Below are 25339 nucleotides of genomic sequence, written 5' to 3' on the forward strand. Positions count from 1 at the left end.
GGCAACGAGCTGCTCATGATAGGTCACCCAACCGAATGCCTGGTTGTTGCCCAACACAATGGCTTTAGCAAACCGATTAGCGTGTTCTACCCGTGTGAGGATGCCTTCGACCCCTGCCCGCAGGGCAGGATCATCCACGTACCGCAGAATATAGTCGGACTTGTAGAGTCGGCCTAAATCGACCAATGCCCGATACAAGGGGTGCTGTCGGTCATACGAGTTCAAACGCTTAAAGAGTTGGGATGCTTTGACGTAGCCTAACTTGATGCTCGCGACGAAACGGAGTACGGCATCCCACTGTTCCACCAAGTTCTCATAATCGATTCGCCCGTCAGGCACGAGGCGATACCCCTGCTTTCTGTAAAACGAAGCGGCATCCAAACTGTAGAGTTGTTGGTGATGAATTCGGGCGAAGCGAGGACGAAAGTCAATACCTAACAGGCCCGTTACCCCAAAGACTGCCTCTGTCGAGCCATGCGTATCGGTCGAGTGCGCATCAGGTGTGATCACTTCATTGTAGGTAATGGCATCCAGCATATAAGTTGACTCCCGGTCGGCGGCACTAAAGACCACCGAGTAGATGAGTTGGCCTGCCTCATCCAAATGAGAGTAAATAGTGATGCCCTGCCCATTGCCAAAATATTTGAACGAAGCAGCTGCCCGCAACAACGGCCCGGACACATCATATTTTTGACCGTCACTGCCTGTATGAATGAAACCGGCCTTGCGGCGGAAGTGATCCGTCAAGACAAGCTGGTTGCTTTTTTCCAATATCCGATCATTGGCCCGCAGCACCCCTTCAGGCGAAAAGTAGTGCGTGGCCACCGTTTCCAGGCTATTGACCGAAATGCTTTTAGAAATTAACCCCATCTTACGAATCCCTATGTTTTCACCAAACCCAATGATGGCCGCCAGAAAAAGGCGGGGGTCGGGTCGAGTTGCCTTGTCCGAGGGAAACCCCTGATGGGTGAAGGCCTCTAGAAAGCCGGTCGTGCCCTGCACCTGTTCTAGTACGTCACGCAGGGCAATAACCTGACTGGTGGGGTAAAGTCGGCTGGCGGCCGCGACCAGTTGCGGGTCATCGGCTTCATAGCGGTGCAGGTGCCAACTGCCCGCCTTATCGAAGTAAAGCTGCGGGTTGGTCGTCAGCCGGCTGTTGGTGCGGGCGTATTGTTGGTTCAGCCGCTCATTCAGTGTCAGCAGGGCGGGGGCAGGCCGCTCATTCGCCAACAAGTTAGCCTTAACCAGGTACGTTTGCCGATGGGCCTGCCACTGAGAGAGTGGAATCTGATAGTCTTCCACCGCCCGAAACTCGAACGAGGAGAGTACGTTGAGCTGGCCACATTGCAGGCCGGCTTGTATATGCCGAAACAGGAGAACCTTATAAAGCCCCTGGCGAAACCTACCTTGCCCGGTAAACACCCGCTGCCGCTCATCCATAGTCAGAAACTCGAGGGGTGGTAGCCCAGTCCCAGTTCCTGACTCCTCCTGGTGCGTCTGCATATGACGGATGGCCACCAGCAGGTCGGCCAGCCAGCCGGAACGGGTGGGGGTTTCATCATCAAAAACTAATACTGCTACCAAGCGGGCGACGCGGGTCTGTAACCGGAGCGAAATTTTTTCTAATGCGTCGTAATAATCATCCCGTTCGACCAAGGGTTGATTAACACTGCGAACCTCTTCCAACCGCTGTTTGTCTACTCGCCGTTGCTCGACCGATATCGGCTGCTGGTTAATGAGCTGCTCAATCTGTCTCACCTTTTGCTCATCAGTCAGCCCCGCCTCGGTCAGCACGGCTTCAATCTTCGCCAGTACCATCAGGTGGGTGTCACTGCGGCGTATTACCTGCCCCACCAGCAGGGCCAGGCCCTGCCGTTCGGCGTAGAGCGTTTCCTTGAGTTCCTGCTCCCCCTCGTTGACCAAAGCCGTTACAGCTTGCTGAAACGAGAGCACCAGCGCGTCACCAACAGTGAGATATTGATAGACGATGAAGGCGATGAGCCGCAGATAGCGTTCACCCAACCGCTCGACGCTCTGGGCGGAGCGAGTATCCAGCACATATTGGGCATAGTACTGGATCGTATCATCCGACAGGTTCAGTTGAACGATAAGCGGGGCTAGTTGGATGAACATTGCTTTTAACTGACTGAACAGCTCAACCCGCTCGGCAATGGAGTGGGGTTTCATCGACTGGGTAATGGCCTTGAGTGTTGTGAGCGAATAATACTGCCGTGCGGCGTCAGGGGGCATTTTGCGTCGGCGTGCGAGTGGGGGTTGCTTTTGCAGCAGTCCTTCCAGCATCAACCGGGCTTCTGGTGTCAGATGGGCATCAATGAGTGCTTCCAGGCCATCCTGATAGGCATCTAAGGCGTCCGTGAGTAGGCTTCGTAGTGCGTTATAGGACGGAATTTCGATGCGCTGTTCTCGTAGATAGCCTGTTAGGGCATCCAATAATAGGGTAGGCCGGGTCTGTAAATGAGATAGGCGACGGGCTTCTTCGGCCAGTTGATGGATATGCTCATCGCTGAAAGCGGCGTATCCTAAGTGACGTAAAATAAATTTTCGGTGGTGATAGACCGCCCCACTGCCGACGTACTGAGACAGGATGACCTCTTCCACAGGCAGGCGCAGTTGCTCACACACCCACTCGATCAGTTCGTCGGCAAAGCCATCCAGCTCGAAAAACCTGGTAGTAACCCGGAAGTAGCCTAACTGGAGCACAAAGCCCACGCGGTTGGTCGGGCGGCTGATGTTTTCAAGATAGTCTTCTGCCCACTGGGGTAGATCAAACAAAATAAGCCGTTGGCTGCTGGTCAGCGTAGGGGGCGTATCGAATCGGATCCGCTCTTCAGGCGATAGATACTCACGACGGGCCATATAGATGGGAACAGGAATGAGTCGCTTCAGTAACAACGTAGTGAGACCAATCTACCCACTCGAAGAGTTCACCACGTCAGGTACGATCCGCCCTCGGTCATGAGCGATCTACTGCAATGTACCTGACCGGTACAGCAAATTATCAACGTACAAAGCCCATTCATAGCCTCTGCGTATCTAGCCTGATTCTGGGGAGTCACGCGGGGTTCTGCTTCGAGCTGGGCGGCAAGCTGCGTTCTGAATAGTGCTGCTCCTTGGTATCGTCGGCCACAAGCAGATGACAGGTTTTGCCCGTGATCTGGTTTTTGATCTCCAGCCTGGTTCGTTCGTTAAAAACGGTGATGGCCCGAATGTCGGGCTGGAACCGGGGGTACGTGCTACATAGATGGGGTCGAGTAGCAGACTAGCAAACGTCAGGAACTGGTTCTTGCCGCCATGAATGTCGGTCGAAACGTGCTGGCTGTGTTTACTTTTGGACTGGGCCACGCCGGGGGCCGTGAATCGGTTACCTGGGCGTAGTGGTTAAAGGTAAAAAGCCCCCGGTTACAGTACGCGTTCATCAGCACGTTACTTTTCTGCTTGGTAGATTCGTAAATCTGCTCAAGTTCTGTGCTGATAGGGGGATAAACAGGGCGTTGTAGTAGGCCAGAATTGTGGCTAAGGTAAGGCGCATGGGGAGAGAGTGATAAGGTCGTTAACAATTGATTATCTACCTACAAGATACGGCCATCATCATATATAAAAACCTGTATAACAGTGTGATACTTCTCCGTTTTACCCCTTTCATCAGGCCGCTATGCGTCCCCTTCTCGCTAAGATCAGCGAAGCACTACTACCGGCAGGGCCATAGAGAAGTCTTTACTTGTTAATCACCAGAAAAACAGGCCGAAGGGTATCAGTGGGAAAAATAGAACAATGATTTTCCTTAAGAGAAGCTACTGCGCTACCGGTGGCATTATTAACTGCTGGCTCAGTTATTACGTCAATAAGGCGGGACCTTCGGGAAGCCAAAAAGGCTATTGACTAATTCGTTACCGTCTGCAACGCCAATCGATGTAGCCATATGATTGATGTTGAAATGCACTGACGAAACTTTAAGTCAATCTAAACTGCCCCGGCAAATGTCAACTTCATTTCGGACCCAATTCAAGGAATAAATATACAAGGGTACAACTATTCGGCATATATTGGTTGAATAGTAGTAATTACTTATGTAAAGAGATGCGTTATTTATCACCTGATGCGGTCTTGTTGATACCCTGATAGGAAGCTGAAAAAAAATACTTAAGAATAAATGACTCACTCATAACAACTCATCATAAGTCTACAGTTCCCAAATATAAGTATACCGTTCGCTCTATAGTGTCATTATTTTATGGTTTATTGAGTTTTAATCACAAATATTCCAACGTTTTCGCGATACAGAAAAAGTCATTATCAAACAGTCGTCTTGAACTAATCGGTAATGGGGGATTAATTCAAAAACATTTTGTCTGTAAATTTTTTTTACAGAGGGTGCGTAGAAAGTAGGACAATTAATGATTTAGTAACAAACAATTCTATTGATACGCATTTATAATCGTGTTCACCTAAATAGCCAATAGGATTGAGTATATCAAAAAGTTTGTTTTTGGCAAGCCTATTATACAGAGGTATTATTCGATAATACCTCTGTATAATAGTTTATGTCTTAATTCACAGTAACAGTTTATTGTCGTTACCCACTAAAACAGGAAAATGCTTTTCAAACAAAAAATTTAACATTATGAAAAAGAATATACCTCTGGGTGTAAGTCGCCTAATGGCTGTTATTTTAATAGCCATCGTTAGTTTCGGCTTGACTTTTTTTCGACTTGAAAGTGATGGACCTGATTTAGTAATAAATAGAAGTATCAATAAACCTGTAAAGCCTGATATATATTTACCGAAGCAGCAGAAAATTGCTGATATCTCGCCTCTTATGGCTCAGTCAAGAATTGGTAAAGAGCTGAAACTTATTGCCATTGGAGGTAAATTGATGGCTGGGTACCGAGATGGGGGTTTATATAGACAAAGTCAATTAACCGCTTTCCCGAATTTATTGGCTCAGCAAATGGGCATTCAAAACTTCAAATCGCCTCTATTTGATCCAGTTGAAGGGAATGGAACAGGATATCTCATATTAGATTCAACTGAACAGCTTCTGTCTTGGCAGAAAATCACTAATAATATTGGGACTTTAAGTAATAAACCCTACAGATTAAAAAAGTTTAAAGGTGGCATTCCTGATAATCTTTCGTTTCCTGAGCTTAACCTAAATATAAAAAGCTTTGAAAATGAAAGCTTCCCGACGCCAGCTTATCCACAGCGATACGAATTTATTAGTTATTATTACAGAATTTTGTCAGAAAGCGAAGAGGGGCAGAAAAGTCTAAATGACATTCTGAAGAATATAGATGCAGATATTGCTCTATATCATGAGGGGTATGATTTGTATTTGGGGTTGGCTCAGTTTCCTAGAAACATCTCAATTGAGGCAGGGGGACTATTTAGCTCATTTAACCCAAATATAGCTTACAGAAATGTGAAACAACTAATTCAAAAAGGCACCAAAGTTGTTTTATTCACTGTACCTCAAGTTGTTAATTTCCCATTCTTACATATTCATTCTAGTGGTGAATTATTGAGGAAGGTTAAAACAATTTATGCTCGTTCACATAACAATCATTCAATACCAAATCAGTTAGATGAACGAGCATTATTCCTACCTACAAATAATGTACGTTCGTTAGTATTAGGATCTTCTAAGATAGGATTATCTAGAAATCAACCACTAATGGACGAAGATGTTATTACTCCAGAAGAAATAGCAAGCTTAAAATCAGTAACAATGTATAATGAGTTGTATGTTCGTCAATTGGCAAAATTGTATAATCTGCCGATAGTTGACCTTGAAGAAATTTATCAGCGGATTTTAGCCGGTCAATATTATACAGAAGATGGACTGTATATTAACCCATCTTTCCCTAGTGGTAACTTTTTTTCAGCCGATGGCATGAACCCTTCTGGAGTTGGACAGGCAGTTATAGCTAATGAGACTATTAAAGTCATGAATGCACACTATCATATAGACATTCCATTGATTGAAATCAAAAAGTGGGCAGCGCTTCTGAAATAAAAGATCTTGTTATTTTTTCTTTTCTTCATTTTTAGATAAAAAACGCCATGAAAACTTTGTACATATTAGCTTTAGTACTCGTTTGTACTGTGAATGTATCAGTCCATGCTCAGTTGAGCCTCTCTTGGCCACCTGATCATTCAGTCTTTCAACGAGATGGAAATGATCAAGCCTCTATTATTGTGGCAGGTCAGTATCTTGGCATTGACCCTTGCAATTCTTCTATTTCCGAAATTCGTTACAAAATAAATCGACTAAATAAATACGGGAATGTAGAATCAGTATATCAAAACTGGACTTCTTTGGCAGGCGGGGGTTTTTATGGCAAATTTCAGCTTGGTAGCTCGTTAACAGCAGGTTGGTATCTCATTGAAGTGCAAGTGTTCGAAAATGGAATATTAGCTCAATCAGGAAGTTTGAAAACAGGAGTTGGAGACGTTTACATTATTGCTGGTCAGTCAAACGCACAAAGCATAACCACATCGAATATTCCTAGCAACCCTCCATATGATTGTGTAGTCACTAATCCATATCAAGCTGCTTGTGATTATGTATCAGGCTCTACTCCATTTCCACGTTACCCTTATTTCTCACCTTTAGGAATTAATCAGCCTATAGCTCCAACGGGATACAATAATTGGTGTTACACAGTTTTAGGAAATTTATTAGTTGATAATAATAACGTCCCAGTTAGTTTCTTTAATGCTGCCTATGGTTCGACTGACATTAAATCATGGTGGGATAGCTCGAATGGAATTCCGGTAACTAGTGTACCTTACATTGGTCACCCATGCTCGCCACTTGGTGTGCCGAACAACAGTGGGCTTCCATATGTTAAGCTGAAACAATGTTTAAACTTCTATGCATCAATTTTTGGTGTAAAGTCAGTATTATGGCATCAAGGGGAAAGCGATAACCTTACGGGAACGAATCAATCGACTTATTATAATCAATTGACATCAATAATCAATAAGTCGCGCTCTGATTTTAATAATAATAGTTCATTGTCATGGATGGTGTCAGCACCTGCTACTTATAATGTAGGCCTTACAAGCACCGCCATTGCCGCCGCTCAGTTTCAAGCCACCTCTTTCTTAAATTGTAACCTTGGCCCGAACACCGACCAGTTTGGCAGTACTTTCCGTCCTAACGACAATGTACATTTTGAAGGAACAGGGTTAACTGCTTTGGGTAACGAATGGAAAACAAAGCTTCCCTCAGGAAATAACATAGCACCTAACCCTTTCCCTCAAGGACTTTACCTGCTCAATAATAATGATGGTTCATATACTGTATTTGCCCCAAGCGGGTATACAGAGTATGTTTGGTCACCTGGAAATTTAAGTGATGGTAACAGCACAGGAGGAAATGAAAGTTATACCAGCTATGCCGGACAATCTATACGCTGTTACATGAGGAACGGAAATAACTGGGTGGTATCCGAGACAGTTTATCTGCCTGCTTGCAGTGACGGAGGCTTTAGAAAATCGGCTAAAAGTGAGGAGAACATAATCCCTTTGAAGTTTACGATTTATCCTAATCCAGCTGAGGAAGTGGTAACTGTTGAGTTCACCTTGTCTGAGCGTTCACAAACGCAGTTAGATTTATTAGACAATTCTGGCAGGGTGGTTAAAACTATTGCTGAAGGAGAATATAGCATGGAGAAATTTTCACACTCTGAAAATATAAAGTCGTTACCAGACGGTGTTTATTTTTTACGTTTGAAGGCTAATAATATATTTATGAGTAAAAAGTTCTTGAAAAGAAGCAAGTAAACTCATATCATTTGTTGTCAGTCCTTTGAATTTAAGCACAGTATTATAGTTTTCAATCATACTTTGCGAAGCAAGGTATGATTGAAAACTGCTTAATCTCTTTTTGATATGAAATATACCCGCAAAATTCTAGCTAGTCTCTATCTTATTTCATCCTTTTTATTAGCTTGCGGAAGCGGGGATTCGGCTATATCAGACAATAATCTTATCATTAAACAGATTATTGAACATCAATATACACCAAAAGACAGCTTCACCGTTATCAAGGAATATTCATTTACAGGCGAATTAAATAAAGAGAATTATTTGGCTCAACAATTCCGTAGGCCTTACACGGTCGAGTATATTTATGACACTTCAAATGCTTATAATTTTAAGGATGCAAACAATGAATATAGATTATACAGTTTGGCTGATAATCGGCAACCTACAGTAATTAAACATTATTTTCACTCAGGCTCTTTTTGGACCACTAAGGAGACTGACTCATTATTTTATCGACAAAAACAGTTAGTTAGCCAGAAACATTGGGACTATGTTTTTGTAGCTGATAGCCAACCAACAGCTTTTCAATATCCACTTTGGTACACTAAACGAACGGTTCAATACGACAGCAAAAATCGAGTGGCCATTGAGGCCGATTCTATTTTCATAACTCACGATATGCCTTCAGGTAGCTTAGTCATTCAACAGACTAAAGCAAAGTACATATTTACCAATACAGCTAAATATCAGTATAATGATCGTGATGAGCTAGTTGAAAAACGAACTGTTGCCGGGTCCGATGAAAGAGCGTCTATAACATACAGCAACGGGCTATCTATTTATAAACAGTTTGATTCTGGTTGGGATACTTATACTAGATCATGGCCTGGACGGTTCATAACTGGCCTTACTTCTTATGCGTATGAGTATGACATGAATGGCAGATTAAGTAAAAAGCGAGCTACTTTCATTGATAGTACTGGACAACGTTATGTTAGTAATTATCAGTATTATTACTATGAGTGAATAATCGGTCGAGTTAAAGACACTTTTATAATTTATAAAATAATTTCAACTCTTGAAGGTTTGTGGAGGTTTCGTAAGTAATATACCTAATCCTAAGTTGCCTAGTTAGTTACTCATAGGCCATTCGAAACTCACCCCTCGTCACGTGCGATCCGCCCTTCGTTCAGCTAATGGGTCTGTCTGCCAGAAGCGGGGCACGACCGGATCGTAGGTACGTGCATTAGCATCATATACGCCCAACTCCAGCATCCGCTCGTGACCGGTGAACACATAGGGGACCACAAAACTCGTGTTGCGGCTGTAGCTCAGGGTGGGCAGGCTCTCCCCCCAGGGGCCAACACCCTCCTCCTGTACGGCTTTGGCTACCCCATTGCTGTCACGAAACATCACCCTGAGATTACCCAGATGGTCACTTATCGCCCATTCGTAGCGATACCCACTCCCGTCAGGTACAATTCGCCCTTCGTCGTGAGCGATCTGCTGCAAGCTACCTGACCGGTACAGCAAATTATCGACGTAATCTGTCACCGTGCCATCGCGTCCGATCTGCCGCAGCTTACGGCCCGTGCCATCGTACTGCATCTGGATAGTCTGCCCACCCGCAAACGTAATCAGCCGGGGGCGACCCAGGTAATTGTAATCGATCTGGGTAATTTGCTTGTTAGCGTCACTCTTCAAACTGCCATCGGGCCAATAGGTGTAGTCGATGCTGCCGCCCACGTCGCTGAAACTGGCCGCATCGCCCGCTGCATCACTGACGGCCTTGATCTGATTGCTGCCTTCGTAGCTGTAGGTCAGGTCATCGACCAGCCCAAAAGTGCCATTGGTTTTCTTACCCCACCGTTTCAGCCCCGTCAGGTTGCCGTTGCGGTCATAGTTAAGACTGCCTACGGCGTAGGTCTCCCCCGTTTGCCCCCCACTATAGTCGGCACTCAGCAACCGACTGGTAGCATCGTAACTGTAGGTATACGAGCGGGTCTGGCTATCCATCGTCGTCAGCCACGTCTGGCGGCGAATATTACCATCGTAATACTGCCCGTCTTCTTCGTAGCCCAGCTTTTGAGCGAATACCTTACCCGGTTGCAGTTCCCCCTGATCAGTCAGGTTAATGCCCCGTAAACCACCCCGGATATGCCAGGCATAATCGATTCGTTGCAGGGCCGTTCCTGTGCTACCAGCCAGCCTAATGGGGTATTAAGCGATAATGCACTGATAGGCAGCGGTTATTGCCGTAGCTTGTAGATAGATAATCAATCAGTTAAACGCCCAACACTACCAGACATGACTACTGCATCATCAATCCTCGCCGCCATCAATGCCCTGTTTACGCCTGTTACGGGCAAAACTCTTGTAAAAGTATAGAGTACTAATCCGGCAGGTTCGGGGAGTGTCAGACAGCTAATGGCCTTCGTAGAGGGCGAATATTCATTTACGATGTCAGTAAGCCCAGCTCCGACCGCAAGCGGGCAGCCTGAAGTGACAACCAGGGTTGACAAGAACAATCAGGAAACAGCGTATGGGCTGGCCGGGCTGGAATACCCATTTGTGAGTCTGTACAGAAGCTTGATATCCATGTTAACCCCGACAGCGCGTTTTATTCCGCGCATTGAGCGCCTGTACGATTCTTTAAAAATACACTGTATTGGGGCGATGTAGGGTAAATGGTAACTGAATGGGGAACCGGCAGTGGCTAGATGATTGATATCTTTATCCGCATTAGCCCAGGCATGACTGCCCGCAGAGAGGGATCGAACTCCTGTACGAAATGTGCCACCAGGTTAAGATAACTGACTTATAAACGGTCATTTCATTAGCACAAGCCGTCCAGCGATAACCTGATCTTCTGGTTTAGGCCTTATCTGATATGTATAAACACCCGCCGGCAGTTGCTCTCCGCTCTGCTTTCCATCAAACGGATATTGATAGCCCGTCGAATGATACACTATGTTTCCCCACCGGTTGAAAATTGTAATCTCGGCTTCCGGATACGCCTGAATCCCGGCGAGTTCCCACGTATCATTTAACCCATCAGCATTTGGTGTAAAAGCTGTCGGGATGAACAGCCGGTCATAAAGGTTCACCCACACGCTTCCCTGACCGATACAACCAAAAGCATCGGTTACCACTAGTGTATACCGGGTCGATTGGGAAGGCGTGGCAATGGTTGTACTGGCCGTCGGATCGCTCAGGCTCTGAGCAGGCGACCATTGATGACTTAACGAGGGAGACAGACCACTGGTAAGGCTAATGAAACCACCACGAACAACCTGTCGATCCGGCCCCAGGGAGACGGCCGGTAAGGCACGTACCTGAGCGATCTGACTGGCTGTACCACTCTGACAGGTCAAAGAGCTAGTAACTGTATACCGGAGTGTGTGCAGGCCACTACCGGCCTGTTGAGGACTAAAACTAGTACCGATAACACCAGAACCAGTGAAACTCCCGCCAAGAGGTTGACCCTCCAGCTGAATGGTAGCTGTCTGACTCGCACAGGAAGCGGGTACCGGACCCATTGTTGGTCGGATAGATGGCGCCGTAGTCAAACTAAAAGGAGTGGACAGGGCTGTACAGCCTGAAGGTTCAGTCACCACAACTGCATATTGCCCCGCTGAAGTGGCCAGGTAGCTTGCCAGGGAAGCGGTATTAATATCGTTTCCATTCTGCTGCCACTGGTAGGTATAACCCGGCTTGGAGGGAGCATCTAACCGCAGTGCGTCATCAAGGCAGATAATGGTGGTGGTTCGTTGAGGGGTAAGCGTAGCCAGGGGTAAGTCGGTGCGGGTAACCGTAGCCATATCAGATAGAGACCGACAGCCCTGAACCAGGTCACGGACAATAGCTGAGTAGGTGCCTGGCTGACTAACAAGCAGGGATGGGGTAGAAGTCGAAACATCCAGGCCATCCCTGAACCACTGAACACTATAATTCGGCCCTGAAAGCGCACTCAATGACAACGTACCTGTTGGGCCACAGAGTCGCGGCGGACCGTTTATACTAAGTTTGAATGTGGAGGTTGTCGCATCGATTTTAAGTTGGCGTGACCGGCGTGATTTGGAGCATTGGCTCTTGAGTGAAGTAACCAGTTGATAGGTGCCACCGGCCGATACAGACAAAACAGGACTTGTAGCGCCCGGTATGTTGTCGCCGTCGCGCTTCCACTGGTACTCCCAATCTGGGTTTGTTTGAGCGGTCAGGTCAATTGTTTTCCCTTCGCATAGCGAGACTTCAGACGCTGACTGCCCGCCAACGGTGATAATAGGGTCAGGTGGAATGGTGGGGGGACAATCAACGACGAAAAGTTGGAAGTCGCGTCTGACAGAGCCAATCCGCTGCCCGTTTCGATACTCGTCTACCTGTACGGAAAACAGAAACAGCCCAACCTGGGACGGCTTAACCGACAATTCGCCGGTCTTTACATTAATTTCCAAAGCCGGGGAGCCTGGAATGGCTTTATCCGATCCAAAACCAGCAAGCCAGGTGACTTCCACCCCATCGGGAAAATTTGAGTATTGGCCCCCTTTTTGATCTAACCGGGCATAGGGAGTTACTAACGTATAGCGTAGTTCATCTCCGTCTGCATCTCTGGCATCCGAAGAAATAGTTATAAGCTCATTGAGGCACAGATATTCACCATCCAGCTGATCGAATACAGGTGACGAATTGAGAAATGGCTGACCCTGGCGGGTAAGCGGGGGAAACTCCAGGTAGTAGGAAAACATAGCTCCCCCTGTAAATGATTTAATGTTAGCTGTCGAGACATTCCGGCAACAGCTTTGCCACATCAAATAATAGCCTTCCGGATCACTATATTCGGCCGGGTTCAGCGTGACTACGCCCGTGTACCGATAAATTGTGGTACTGATCTGATTCCTGTCGGCGCAGGCCTGATTGGTGTAGGTTACTTTTTTTGTCAGCGCATCCTGCCGGTAAACGTTAACCGCATTTACATACGTTTGGTCCTTCTTCCTATAAATAAGAACGGGTAAATCCGAACTGACTCCAAAAGAGGATTTATTGTCGTAATACAAGACCAGGTTGACCTGATAACGGCCTGGAGTTTTGTCTAGTGCCACCATCTCCAAGTTACCCCCTGCCACATGGTCAGCTTTACCTACCTGATGGAGTCCACATAGGATAAGCAAGAGTATCCCCAAAGAACGCACTCCGTTTCTAAAAGTATATTCGTTTAGTATACTTATAAGTCTGTTCAAGGTTATATACCGTTTAGTAAATCTGATCTTCCTTGCTGTAAATTTAGAGATGTGTTCGACATATTGGCATCATAAATGTACGTATTTTTTACTACTAAGTGCATACCTAACTACTTATGGTACACCGCTATATATCGGTATTTACTTTTATTCTCTATTATTTATTTTTTCTCTCCGTTGAGATCAAGGCTCAGTCAGGTGAAAAGAACTATGTACTTAGTCGCCAATACAAACAGGCTAATTCGAATGAGACGAATGGGAGTAGCTACGCGGGGACAGCTCAACAGGTCACTACTCAAATCACCTATTTGGACGGTTTGGGCAAAACAAGTCAGCAGGTGCAGGCCTTTGCCACCCCAAATTTGAAAGATATTGTCAGCCTGCAAACGTATGATAGCCAACTTCGGCCTCAGCGAGCTTATTTGCCTGCTCCATTTTCAGACGCAGGCGGCGGGTATCGAAGCGGCGTTGAAGGCAAAGCAAACGACTACTACTCGAATGCCGCCAACGTAGAGTCGGCTACTGACCGACCCTTCGTAGAAACCAGCTATGAACCAAGCCCCCTGAGCCGAGTGAGCGAACAAAAGGCTCCGGGCGTAGGTACTGGGATCAGAAGCTACTATAAAGTTAATGAGCCTAATATCGTCCGCTATTACAGTTCGTCGGGCAATAGTCTCACTGACATCAATCTGGATGGTGGATACTACGCGGCTGGCACTTTGACCCAAACTGAAACCCAGGATGAAAACAACAAAACTGTACAAAAGTATACAGACCGATATGGCCGGGTAGTAATGAGCCGCGTCTCGGACCAAAATTTGTCCACTTACTACGTATATGATCCTAAGGGGCAACTTCGTGCTGTAATACAGCCTCAATTTGAAAACAATCGGAATGCCGCGAACCTGACCAATTATGCATTTCTATATCGATATGACGGTCAAGGGCGGCTCATTGAAAAGTATATACCCGGCGGGGGCAGTACCTCCATGACCTACGACGGTGATACAGACTTGCTGACAGCATCGACCGATGGAAGGGGGAACAAATTCTATTACCTCTACGACGGACAGAAGCGTCAGACAGAGATGGGCTTTTGCGTGGGTGGTGACTGTAATAACCGGCAGGCGATGGTAAAAACGGCTTATGATAGCTACCCCGGCTGGGGCGGGTACGATTTCTCAAACACATACGGGCTAACAGCCAGCGACTTTGTCAATGACCAGACCCGGGGTAATCGAAAAGGTCTGGTGACTGCTGTGGAAACACGCGTGTTGCTTCCTGACGTCGATAATCAGGGAAGACCTCAATTTGGCGATTGGCTGAAATCGGTGACCTATTATGACGATAAATACCGGGTCATCCAGGTGAAACGGCAACTACACGGCGTAGGTGGCCCCAGCCTGGAAACAGTTAGCTACAAACTGGATTTTATTGGCAAGGTTATTGGGGAACGCACCGAACAACAGACTAGCCAAGGCACGTACCTGTTGGAAAAAAGCTACGAGTATGACCATATGGACCGGCTTACCAAGATCGCCCATCAGGTGAAAGAGAATGGTAGCGAGAAACGCGCTACCTACACGCACGTAGAACAAAGCTATAACCAGGTAGGACTACTGGCTCAGAAACGCCTGCATGGGGGAACGGCCCAAACCCTTAATTATAGGTATACACCCCGGAGCTGGCTTGGTAAGGTCAATAACCCCGCCGAGACTTACAACGTAACATTGAGCTATGATGCCAATGCCAATATAAATAATTTGGGTTGGAAAACCGGTGGCAGTAATGAAGGCAGCTTTAGCCTGGGCTATGACGGTGCCAACCGACTGACGAGCGCAACCGGAAGCCCCTTGCAGGAGACAATCGGTTATGATGCCAACGGAAACATTACGAACCTGAACCGCTGGCGGAATGGAGGGCAGATCGACGGACTTACCTATAGCTACGAGGGCAACCGGCTCAAAAAAGTGACCGATGGCACGGGCAATGGGGACGGCTTCAACAATGGCAACTCAGCCGACAATAATGATTATGATTACGATGCTAATGGTAATTTAACTCAAGATGCCAACCGCGGCATTAGTACAGGTGGGATAGGTTACAATCTATTAAATCTAACGCGTCGGGTAGCTGTAAATGGTAAAGTTGTCAACTATTACTTTGATGGAGCAGGGCAAAAACTGAAGCAGGAAGTAGTGGGTAACGACGCCTTAACAACCTATTATGCCGGTGCATTCGAGTACAATGCCGACGGGCAATTACAGCGGGTGGGTTTGGAGGAAGGCCAACTGCGGCGACTAAATACGGGTAGCTATGAAGTTGAGTACTACTTACGAGACCACCTAGGTAATGTACGAAGTGTAGTACAGGAAAATAGCACATTAGTACAGCAAACCGCTTATTATCCGTTTGGTTTAGCGGTACCAGCTGGAGGCGACATCACTCGTAACAAATACCTCTATAATGGAAAAGAGAAGCAAGAGGAAACTGGCTGGTTAGATTATGGTGCAAGGATGTATGCACCGGAGATTGGGCGATGGAACAGTGTTGATGCATTTGCAGACTACAACCACTCTCAATCAACATACAATTATGTACTGGATAACCCACTTAGATATATTGATCTTTTTGGTTTATGGGAACAGACAGCTACGGGATATCGAACAGAAGATAGTGAAGATATAAGCCGATATTTTAATTATTTATCCTTCGAGAAAATGGGTCTTAATAATACTCCGTCCCTTTCACAAATTGACAATTTTATTAATGGTGAAATGAAAGGCATTGGGCTAGGAACATTAAGTAACGGAGGAAAATTGCTATCACAAGTTAAGGAAGTAGGATATCGCTACCAGTATATTAAGGGTATTTATTGGCAGGCTGATAAAGAGTCTGTCTTGAATGCTTGGCATGAGGTACAGGGAGATTTAACCCCAAGCGCACTAGATCCAAGGACTTTGAATAACAACATTTTTGGACATACTTACCCCGGAGGAGATAATCCAAAGACGTATGGCGGAAATGATGACTACTCATATATGCCTTCAAATATTATCGAATTTCCAGCTATCATTCACGATCTAGCTTATGATAAAAAGTTGGTAAAGGGCGCGAGTGGTTTATTTATGAGTGAACAAGTTATTACAGATGATTGGCGATTCGTTTCTCAGGAGATTATGCTTTCATATGATCCACGTTTAAGTACCTATTCACGATTTAAAGCAGGCGTATTAGGGTATGGTCTTGGTGCTGCAGCTATACCAAAAACTAGTTTTTATCTTTTTAAACAATCATTGAAAGTAGTTGGATCAGGCTCGGCAACTATTAAACCCTAATAATTGGCTAAATGAAATATTTACTTATAATAATTCTCATATGCTTTAGTGCATGTGACACTTTTGATGCAGGTACATTAGGGGCATTTCAACAGTGGTGCTTTCCTGTGTCCCAGTCAAAAATGGCTCAAGGTTTAACAAATTTGCTTGTAAAAAATCCGTCTTATAAGATACCTGAAAAATGGAAATACTTAGATAATTGGAGTGAAAGGGGATATGAGTCTTTAGAAGGTCAAATAATTTATTTTAAAAAGCAACCGGAAGAGATGTATTATATTTCTTATTTTTCGATGTATCCACAATCAATTGGGAATGATACTGACTCTAATATCACAAAGTTAGCGATAAGATCGGTCAATAATGGAGGAATTAAATGGTATGGGATCGATGATCTTGTAAAAGATTCTTCTGAAGTTAATAGAATAAATAAGCGTTTTTATGTGGAAATAATATTAAAATTAGAAAAACAAATGAATGTTGAAGTGAAGAAAGATGAAAGTGATTTATAGCGATTTTGTACATCAACCGATTTATTAGCTTGAAGTTTACGTAGATACATTTTTAGATTTTTCAAATTTTTTAATTATTTTATCTTTTTTGCCATTTTAATTATTGAGTAAATTGGCAATACGGTATCAAGATAGACCCAATTAATTTTATTTAACTGTGTGAGTCACTTTTCATAATTAAACATTTTATTATGAGGCTGCTTTTTTTTATACTCACTATGGCTATGTTTGTCCCATGCCATGCACAAATAAGTGGAAGGGTTTCATCAAATAAAGTGGGATTTTCAAACATCTTAATTTCTGCTTTTGACCAACAAGGCAGGTTGATGGAGCAGACCAAGACTAATAGTCAAGGTGACTATTTTCTAGGCTTGAAGCTAACACAAACTCTCATTTTAAAACTCGAGACACTCCCGTTGGGTATTAAATCTATTCAACCATCCGTACGATTTATTACAGGGCCTAAGCAAGTGAACTGGGATGTAATCTATCCAGCCATCTTTGCTAATCAGAATGTTCGTATAGCACAGAGTGTATACGTGTCAGGGTTAAATTCGCTTCCAAATAATGGTTTAAAAGAGGCATTAGTACTAGCAAATCCAGTGCAAATGCCATCTAGAACTATCCATTTAGCGAGTCAGAATGATATTGGTTCGATCTGGGGACTATCGTATGACTGTAATTCTAAACGACTTTTTGGAGCTGCGGTAGCGCGGCGTCATTCAGACTTCGGGCCACTTGGCTCTGGAGGTATTTACGTTACTAACCCAGTCACTTCGCGTAGTGGCGCTTTCGTTAATTTAGATGCATTGGGCATACCAACCACCCCCCCTTTGTTACCACGCAATCTGAGCGATAACTCCATAACGCCCGCTCATGATTCAACTATGTTTAGCTGGGTCGGCAAGTGCAGCCTAGGCGGCATAGATGTGGCCGCTGATGGCTCTGCTCTTTTCGTCATGAACCTCTATGACCGGACGCTCTACAGGCTCAATTTACCCGACGACGGAAGTGTTCCTACTGCGTCAGACGTTACTGCTTTTCCTATGCCGGGCAGCAAAGCCCCAAATAGTGGGGTACGTCCTTTCGCTGTCAAATGTATCAGCGGTAAAGTGTTGGTCGGAGTAGTCAACGATGCACAAGCTACTCAGCGCGCTGCTGACCTTAAAGCTACCGTCTACAGCCTCGACCCTGTCAGTGGCCGTTTCGAGACGCTTTTAGAGACAAAACTTGATTACCCACGTGGCACCCTTGACTTTGGCGTGTCAGGCTGGCGTCCCTGGACCGATGACTATAACCAAACGCTGGTGCTAGGCCATCCCGATTGGATGATCTATCCTCAGCCCATTCTGGCCGATATTGAGGTAGACACCGACGGCTCCTTAATCCTAGGCTTTATGGACCGGCTGGGCCATCAAACTGGCGGCGGGCAGTATTATCGACCCAAAGGAAGCGCCCAACTGGCGCGCAGCCGGGGACTCTCAGGTGGCGACGTACTGCGCGTAGCCTGGGTAAATGGGCAATACCGCCTGGAGCAAAACGGGCAGGCCGGGTCGCTGATCACGGCGGGCCGGGGTAATGGACAAGGGCCGGGTGGTGGTGAATTTTATTTCGATGATAGTTTTGGTCTTAATGGCACCATCTGGCACCATGAAACCGCTACCGGTGGCTTAGCCATGCTACCCGATCAGGGACAACTCATCGTAGCAGCGCGTGAACCTGTCGATGGCGGTTTCACCAGCGGGGGTATGAAAGCCTTCGACAATCGCACAGGCAGGGCCGTCTGGGGGCAGCAGGTGTTTCCCTCCGGTGAGCAGCCAGGTTACTTCTGGAAGACCAACAATGTGGGCGATGTGGAAGTGATCGGTGAGATACCGCCTACGATGATTGCCAGCCGGGTCTGGCAGGATGTAAACGGCAACGGGCAGCAAGAAGCAGATGAGCCTGGTTTGGGCGGCGTGGAAATTCACCTCTACAAAGGTGATCAACGAATAGGTATGACCACCTCCAGTGCCGATGGTGCGTATGAATTGAGCAGTGAGCAGATTGTCGGTGGGTTACGACCACGTACCCAGTATACTCTTCGGGTGGCACTGAAACAATCCATTGGTCAATTGCTACCCGCTCTGCTCCGACAAGGTGCCGACCGGGCCTTAGACAGTGATGGTATACCGCAAGGTCAGGAGGTTGTGGGTACGTTCACCACAACAGCACCCGGAGAACCTATTCATGACATTTCGTTTGGTTTCCAATGCCTCCAAAAGCCTTCTGCCATTGCCCAAATGCGTTGTACGGGCAATAATGCTGTGCGCTTGAGCCTATCAGGTGGGCAATCTAGTGAACGCTTTAGCTGGATCGATGCTAACAGCAATCAGCCCATCGGCCATTACGGCGTAGCCCAACCAATGCCTAATGGTGAAGCCAGCCTCACAAAATCGCTTAGCCAATGGCCGGACTCCGTGCAGGTACGTGTTTGGTCACTAACCGGTTGTTACACAGACCAAACTTTCCGCCGTCCTGCCGATACCTATTGCTCGTCAGCCAGCTTACAGGCAGAGCCAGTGGCCGGTCTGCGTGTCACGCCCAACCCAACAGTTGATGAAGTGCAGATACACTATATTAGCGGTAACACGTCAGGTAACTTAACGCTTCAATTGACTGATAGCCAGGGGCGTGTTTTACAAACTCAGACAGCCCAACTGCAACGAGGTACCTATCAAACCAGCCTGCGATTGGGGTCACGGCCCGCTGGCACATATATCGTCACCATCACTGACAACAGCCAACGGTACAGCCGGTCTGTCATTAGACTATAAGCTCCCTACCTTCCTTTTAACTATCACGCTCCTCTCCACCATGAACGCTTTTCCGAAGCTTAGGCATACTATTGCTCAGTTCTACCCGAAAGTTGACAGCACAGCTAAAAATGTTTTATTACGAGTAGTCTTATCTCTTTCTATTGTTGCTAATGCTAATGCACAGTTTCAACGGCAAGACTATTCATCACCCAGCCCTAATGCTGCAAGCCTTGGTCTCAATGGCGAAGTGCCAGTATCCCTGTACACAGGCTTACCCAATATCGAAATCCCTATTTATACGATTGAGCAGGGCAATCTAAAAGTACCCATTACACTGAGCTACCATGCCTCTGGAGTCCGAGTTAACCAGCACCCCGGCTGGGTCGGTCTCAACTGGAACCTAAACGCTGGTGGAGCTATCACCCGTAAAGTAAATGACAAACAAGACGAGTTCATGTGGGATGAACGCTTTCCACAAACTACTATCGTTGGCTACTATCACAACTATGGGTTATTGGACCGTGAAGATTGGGAAACCAGTGCGGCTGCCAGGGACTATAATATAAGAGCAGTAGATACACAGCCCGATGAATTTAAATTCCAATTTTTAAATTACTCAGGCAGTTTCTTTCTGGATCACAAGGGAACATGGGTTGTCAAGTCAGCATCAAAAATAAGGATTGAGGTTGACAATAATTTAATGTCGATTCCCAATGAGTTGACCAGGTCATGCGGAGGAGAGGTAGGCATAACCTTTCCCACTCCTACTACCAATAATCCGAAAACCCTCGGCAAGTTCACGCTAATCACAGATAATGGTACACGGTATGAATTTGGAGGCACCACACAAGCCATTGAATACTCAATACCTTTTTTTGGTCAAAGGCATATCAATCTTCGAGTTAATGATGTATGGTCAGCCAACACATGGTATTTAACAAAAATTACGTCTCCAGAAGGTCAAACAATTTCATTTAATTATGAAGTGGATGGATGTAGTGACGGCAAATATATTGCCAACTTTTTCCCTTCATATAGCACAACCGCTTATCGCGCTGATTTCAGTTCAGGTGTGTTTAATATTTCTTGTTCAAGTAGTAGCTTAAGCGTTCCAGCTTCGGGCTTCTACCAGGGTGCGTTGGTTCGACCTTCCTACTTAAAAAGTATCAGCTCCGACATCCATAATATTAACTTTAATAGATCGACGACTAACGAGCTTAAGTATGAGTCCAGAATGTTAACAAAATATTTTCAGCAAAGTGATATTATGAATGTAAATGGGGACGTTTTCCCTTTTTTGAACTATAACGCTGATTTGGGAGGCAGTGCCAATAATAGAATTGAAAATTTAATCAGTAAATTAGTTTGGAAAAAATTGGATAATATCGAAGTGTATGATAAAAATAACAGCCTCACTAATAAGGCAACATTTGGTTATTCGGGCTCGTCTGCAAAAAGACTAACGCTGGAAAGTCTTTCTTTCATCAAAGTAGACGAACAGAGTTGTGAGAATAAACACACATTTGATTACTACAATGACTATACACTCCCTAACTACCTTGACGCCTCTGATAAAACAGATCACTGGGGTTTTTTTAACAACAGAGAATTTAACTTAGAGACGAATCTTGTTGCCAATTTTTCAGGCTTCGTGTCCCAAAAAGAATCATCTAATGATCTTTCTATTCTTAAAAGCGGTACACTTAGTAAGATTACCTATCCGACAGGAGGAACAGCTGAATTTGAATACCAACCGCATTCAGCTTATAAATATAGGAACGTCTCCAATAACGGGTCGATTAGCCTGCTTGATGATGGTAGTCAAGTCATAGGTGGTTTACGTATATTCAAGATTAAGAATAGGGATAATGTAAGCAGTGATACTAAAATTAAAGAGTATACCTATTCACTTGCAGACGGCAGATCAAGTGGCATCTCTACAGGTAAACCTGTTTATATAAGCAGTGATTATAACATGGCAGCCATAAACGATAATGGCGTACGAACGCAAACCGTCTACTCGTTACAGAATTTGCTGCCCATGAGTGTCAATGCACAGGGTAGTCATATTGGTTATAGCCGGGTGACGGAAAAGAATAGTGATAACAGCTACAAAGTCACAACTTTTTCAAATTTTGAGTCGACGGACGGTGCGAATCATAATGATGAAGCAGTTGCGGCCAATCTACGCATTGCAGGCAGTAGTGGAAGCCGGTACGAACCCTATATTGACAAGTCTTTTGAACGTGGTTTGGTTGAAACAGAGGAGGTGTATAATTCTGGTAATAGTCCGATCCTTAAGAAAAAGTTCTTTTATCGTTCTTTATCAAATGAGTTTGTAAGAGCTATTTTTAACGTTACGCTTGCTGCTTGCCCAGGTAGCTATGTAAATGTAGGCTCCGGCTTCCCCTATCGCATTTACACTTACAAATACGTCTTGGATCGCCAGGAAGTAACCTTCTACGATCAAGCGGATGGGAATAGAACTACTCAGGAAAATACGAACTATGTAAGTTACAATACTGATGGTCTCCCAACAGAGGTTCGCACTACACGGGGCGATAAGTTTACCGTCACAAAAAATAAATATAGCGGCGACTACGATGCTGATCCATGCGGAAAACAGCTAACAGCCTGCCAGGGAGAATGCTACGGGAGAGGTTTAGGTCAGCCCTGCCTATCTACATGTCAGTCTCAATACGATTACTGTAGGAATAACAATAATGAAACTCAGAGTGTTGCTCTACAGACTATGCTGAGCAGAGGTGTCACTGGCATTTTAGTTGAACGGCAAATTTGGAATAATGATAGTGGACCGTTTGGATTAACAAATGCTACATTAAATCTGTATAAGTCATTCAATGCTAACGCTGGAACTATCAACGTTAAGCCTGAAAAAACGGTACAATATACTGGCACTGTACCTAATACATCAGCTCAACTGTCATCGATAAAAGTCTTTGGACCCAATAAACCTTATCTTAGTTATGATCTGGGTTATACAAGAGAAATAGTCAAATATGGCGATTATACTACGCGTGGGGAGCCGATCAACATTACCGATCAGAATGGCTTAACAACAACGCTTAGTTATCACGGAGGTGCAAACACAGGATCGATTCATCAAAAAACTGTTGGCAATCAAACAACGACCTATAATTATAGGCCTTTAATTGGCCTATCTGAAATAAATGATCCTAATGGATTCAATACTAAATATTATTATGACGGCTTCAATCGGCTGCAGTATGTAAGAGATCATTGGAATAATCTCTTACAGTCATATACTTACAACCTGAGCAAAAGTACAGGTTGCGGTACAAAACCCTCGTTAGCAATTGAAAGCGTTAATACCTTAAGCGTCAGTCCTGCTTCGAGCAACGTAGTTGCGGGTGGTGGCTCACCCAACTTCACGGTGAACAGCACGGTGAGCTGGAACGTGAGCGGGCTACCTTCCTGGGCACGGGTGAGCAGCAGCACGGGCACGGGCTTTGTGCTTACCGTCGATGCCAACGCCGGGGGGACGCGTCAGGCGAGCATCACCGTTGCCGGGCCGGGGGGGTCACCCAGCCAACTCATCACTCTGAACCAGGCTGGTGTACAGTCAGGTGGAGGAGATTGTTACGTGGTCAAGAATAAGTTCTCGAACCAGTACTGGAAAGCCACTTCCACCGACGTGGTGCGTCACGAAGCACTGGTAGCCAATCAGGCTGACCAGCTCTGGAAGCTGGAGTTAGTTACTGGCAACACCTACAAGATCATCTCCCAGAGCGGCTCAGCCAACAAAGTGATGTACGTGGACCAGGCCAGCAATGGCCAGCCCGTCAGGCTGGGAGCTTACCAGGCAGATAGCCGCTTCCAATGGCTACGGGAAAGCTTAGCTGATGGCAGCTATCGCTTCTCAACAGGGAGTGTTACTATGGACCAGGCAGGAGCGGCTAGTCAACCTGAATTACAGTTGTACGGCAACACCAGTGACGAACTGGCTCCTTACCGACAGTTTATCCTACAGTCAGCCACTTGTCCGGGTGGGTGTGTGCAACCCACTTTGAGCTTAGGTACACCGACCTGTACCGGCACAGGTTACTATACAGTCAGCTTCACCGTGCCTGCCAATGCATACGTAACTACAACAGCAGGCATAGTGCAGGGCAATCAAATAATCAATGTGCCAGTAGGTACCAATGCGACCATCACGGCTACACTTAACGGTTGCTCTGCTCAGCAGCTGGCCAGTTCGCCAGTCTGTGGTGGCGGCGTTGGCGAATGCTTTACCATCAAGAACCAAAGCTCGGGTCATTATCTGCAAGCTATGACAGATAATACGGTTCAACATGTTAGTGTTGCTTCAGGCCAACCCGAACAAATCTGGAAAATTGAAACGGCTGATGGCGGCTTACGAATTAGTAGCGTATCTGCACCAAATAAGATCATGTATGTGAACGCATACAACAACGATCAGCAGGTTCGCCTGGGTACTGATGTGTCAAATGAAGCCCGCTATAGATGGATAAAAGAAGTAATTAACGGTACCTCAAATTACCGGGTGCGCAGTGGAGTTATGCCATGGGCCCAGCAATATGCAGGGACTCAGCCTCAATTGCAGATTTGGGGTGATATTAACGTCGCACCGCAAATCAACAACCCGGCTTACATCCAGTTTATTTTTCAATCCGTGGGATGCCCAAATTAAACGCGTTGGTTATGCTACTCAACTTGCAAAGCAGTGGGCTGAGTAGCACCCTTAGGATAAATTAAAGTAGACAAAACATAGGGTAATTATGAACATTAAGCCATGTCATTTTTTCTACGGTCCGTTGCTTCGGTACGATTTTCCATAAATACCCAGCTATCGGCGCTCTTTTGCGATGAATTCAGAATGATTTGCCCGATGTTCAGGGCCGCTGTTGAAAGACCTCCAGTACCTGCATGAAGTTAATCTGGTTATCGTCATTAAGCTGCGCCTTAAAGAGCGGCCATATGCTGATTTCTCCTGCTTCATTGCCGATGTAAGTCGCCAGGATGAAGATATGTGCCATATGCCCAGTTGGAGGGCGGGACTGTCTACTTCCAAACGGAGCGTCAGCGTAACGGGTAAGCTGGCCTGAATCCTGGTGCGCTATTTCCTGAATGGGCTGGGTCTGGCTCGCTAATCTCTCTTGGGCGGGTGTAACGGCCGTTACTTCGAGAGGCTGGTCATAGCGTCTTTCAGGATCAAAATCAATAACCGTTTTTATGTTTTTGATCCGAAGGATGAGTTATTTGATCGCCTTTCCGGAGATACGGTGACCTAATTCTTGCATCCTCATTCCGGTATTTTTTCGAGATTTCGAGTAGAGGACGCTGTTTAATTCGATATAGCTGCTTTCCTTGAGCGTTGGCTGATTGAATACGACTTCACTTTATTGTATTTCATCTGAGAATTGAAGTGGCTGATGCCTATAGGTATAGTTAGCCGCAGTGTCAGCCTATTGTTGACCTGGGCCGTCTCTATAAGACCGATTACATCTTACATCTTGCGCTACGTTGACGAGCGCGAATTGCGGGCAACGGTTGAACGAATGCTGACTCGGGTCGAGCACGCCAATCGATTTGCCAAAGCCATTGTGTTGGGCAACAATCAGGCATTCGGTTGGGTGACCTATCATGAGCAGCTCGTTGCT

General features: G+C 45.7%; 12 protein-coding genes. 8 read left to right on the plus strand and 4 right to left on the minus strand.

What is annotated here, in order from left to right; translation table 11 throughout:
• A partial coding sequence (locus ACFE8Q_RS27360) for a Tn3 family transposase (RefSeq protein ID WP_375448643.1) occupies nt 1-2877 on the minus strand: 2877 nt, incomplete at its 3' end.
• Between the two features lie 1765 nt (nt 2878-4642).
• Between ACFE8Q_RS27360 and ACFE8Q_RS27365 the strand changes: the two genes are divergently transcribed.
• The 3 genes from ACFE8Q_RS27365 to ACFE8Q_RS27375 all read left to right on the plus strand — a co-directional run bounded on the left by ACFE8Q_RS27365 (nt 4643) and on the right by ACFE8Q_RS27375 (nt 8820).
• Nucleotides 4643-6034: a hypothetical protein gene (locus ACFE8Q_RS27365; protein ID WP_375448644.1), complete on the plus strand. Its 1392-nt coding sequence runs from the start codon at nt 4643-4645 to the stop codon at nt 6032-6034.
• Between the two features lie 47 nt (nt 6035-6081).
• Nucleotides 6082-7809, plus strand: coding sequence for a T9SS type A sorting domain-containing protein (locus tag ACFE8Q_RS27370; protein ID WP_375448645.1), 1728 nt, complete (start codon nt 6082-6084; stop codon nt 7807-7809).
• Between the two features lie 108 nt (nt 7810-7917).
• The gene (locus ACFE8Q_RS27375; protein WP_375448646.1) at nt 7918-8820 is read left to right on the plus strand and encodes a hypothetical protein; all 903 of its coding nucleotides are present in this window, start codon (nt 7918-7920) and stop codon (nt 8818-8820) included.
• Between the two features lie 141 nt (nt 8821-8961).
• Here ACFE8Q_RS27375 and ACFE8Q_RS27380 read toward each other — a convergent pair whose 3' ends face one another.
• Together ACFE8Q_RS27380 and ACFE8Q_RS27385 are read right to left on the minus strand one after the other, a co-directional pair.
• Entirely contained in the window at nt 8962-9810 is an 849-nt protein-coding gene (locus ACFE8Q_RS27380) for a hypothetical protein (protein ID WP_375448647.1), read from the minus strand.
• A gap of 812 nt (nt 9811-10622) precedes the next feature.
• The gene (locus tag ACFE8Q_RS27385) at nt 10623-12896 is read right to left on the minus strand and encodes a gliding motility-associated C-terminal domain-containing protein (RefSeq protein ID WP_375448648.1); all 2274 of its coding nucleotides are present in this window, start codon (nt 12894-12896) and stop codon (nt 10623-10625) included.
• A 251-nt stretch (nt 12897-13147) separates the two neighbouring features.
• Between ACFE8Q_RS27385 and ACFE8Q_RS27390 the strand changes: the two genes are divergently transcribed.
• From ACFE8Q_RS27390 to ACFE8Q_RS27405, 4 genes are all read left to right on the plus strand, one after another.
• Entirely contained in the window at nt 13148-16369 is a 3222-nt protein-coding gene (locus ACFE8Q_RS27390) for an RHS repeat domain-containing protein (protein ID WP_375448649.1), read from the plus strand.
• Between the two features lie 11 nt (nt 16370-16380).
• Complete coding sequence (locus tag ACFE8Q_RS27395) at nt 16381-16878, plus strand: hypothetical protein (protein ID WP_375448650.1); 498 nt, start codon at nt 16381-16383, stop codon at nt 16876-16878.
• A gap of 833 nt (nt 16879-17711) precedes the next feature.
• Complete coding sequence (locus ACFE8Q_RS27400) at nt 17712-19694, plus strand: SdrD B-like domain-containing protein (protein ID WP_375448651.1); 1983 nt, start codon at nt 17712-17714, stop codon at nt 19692-19694.
• Nucleotides 19695-19734: 40 nt separating this feature from the next.
• Nucleotides 19735-24369, plus strand: coding sequence for an RICIN domain-containing protein (locus ACFE8Q_RS27405; protein ID WP_375448652.1), 4635 nt, complete (start codon nt 19735-19737; stop codon nt 24367-24369).
• Between the two features lie 202 nt (nt 24370-24571).
• On the opposite strand, the gene ACFE8Q_RS27410 is transcribed toward ACFE8Q_RS27405, so the two are convergent.
• Nucleotides 24572-24715: a hypothetical protein gene (locus tag ACFE8Q_RS27410; RefSeq protein WP_375448653.1), complete on the minus strand. Its 144-nt coding sequence runs from the start codon at nt 24713-24715 to the stop codon at nt 24572-24574.
• Between the two features lie 522 nt (nt 24716-25237).
• Between ACFE8Q_RS27410 and ACFE8Q_RS27415 the strand changes: the two genes are divergently transcribed.
• On the plus strand, nt 25238-25339 hold a 102-nt coding region (locus ACFE8Q_RS27415; protein ID WP_375448654.1), incomplete at its 3' end, for a hypothetical protein.

Origin of the sequence: uncultured Fibrella sp., from assembly GCF_964250085.1 — a bacterium.
Taxonomy (GTDB): domain Bacteria; phylum Bacteroidota; class Bacteroidia; order Cytophagales; family Spirosomataceae; genus Fibrella.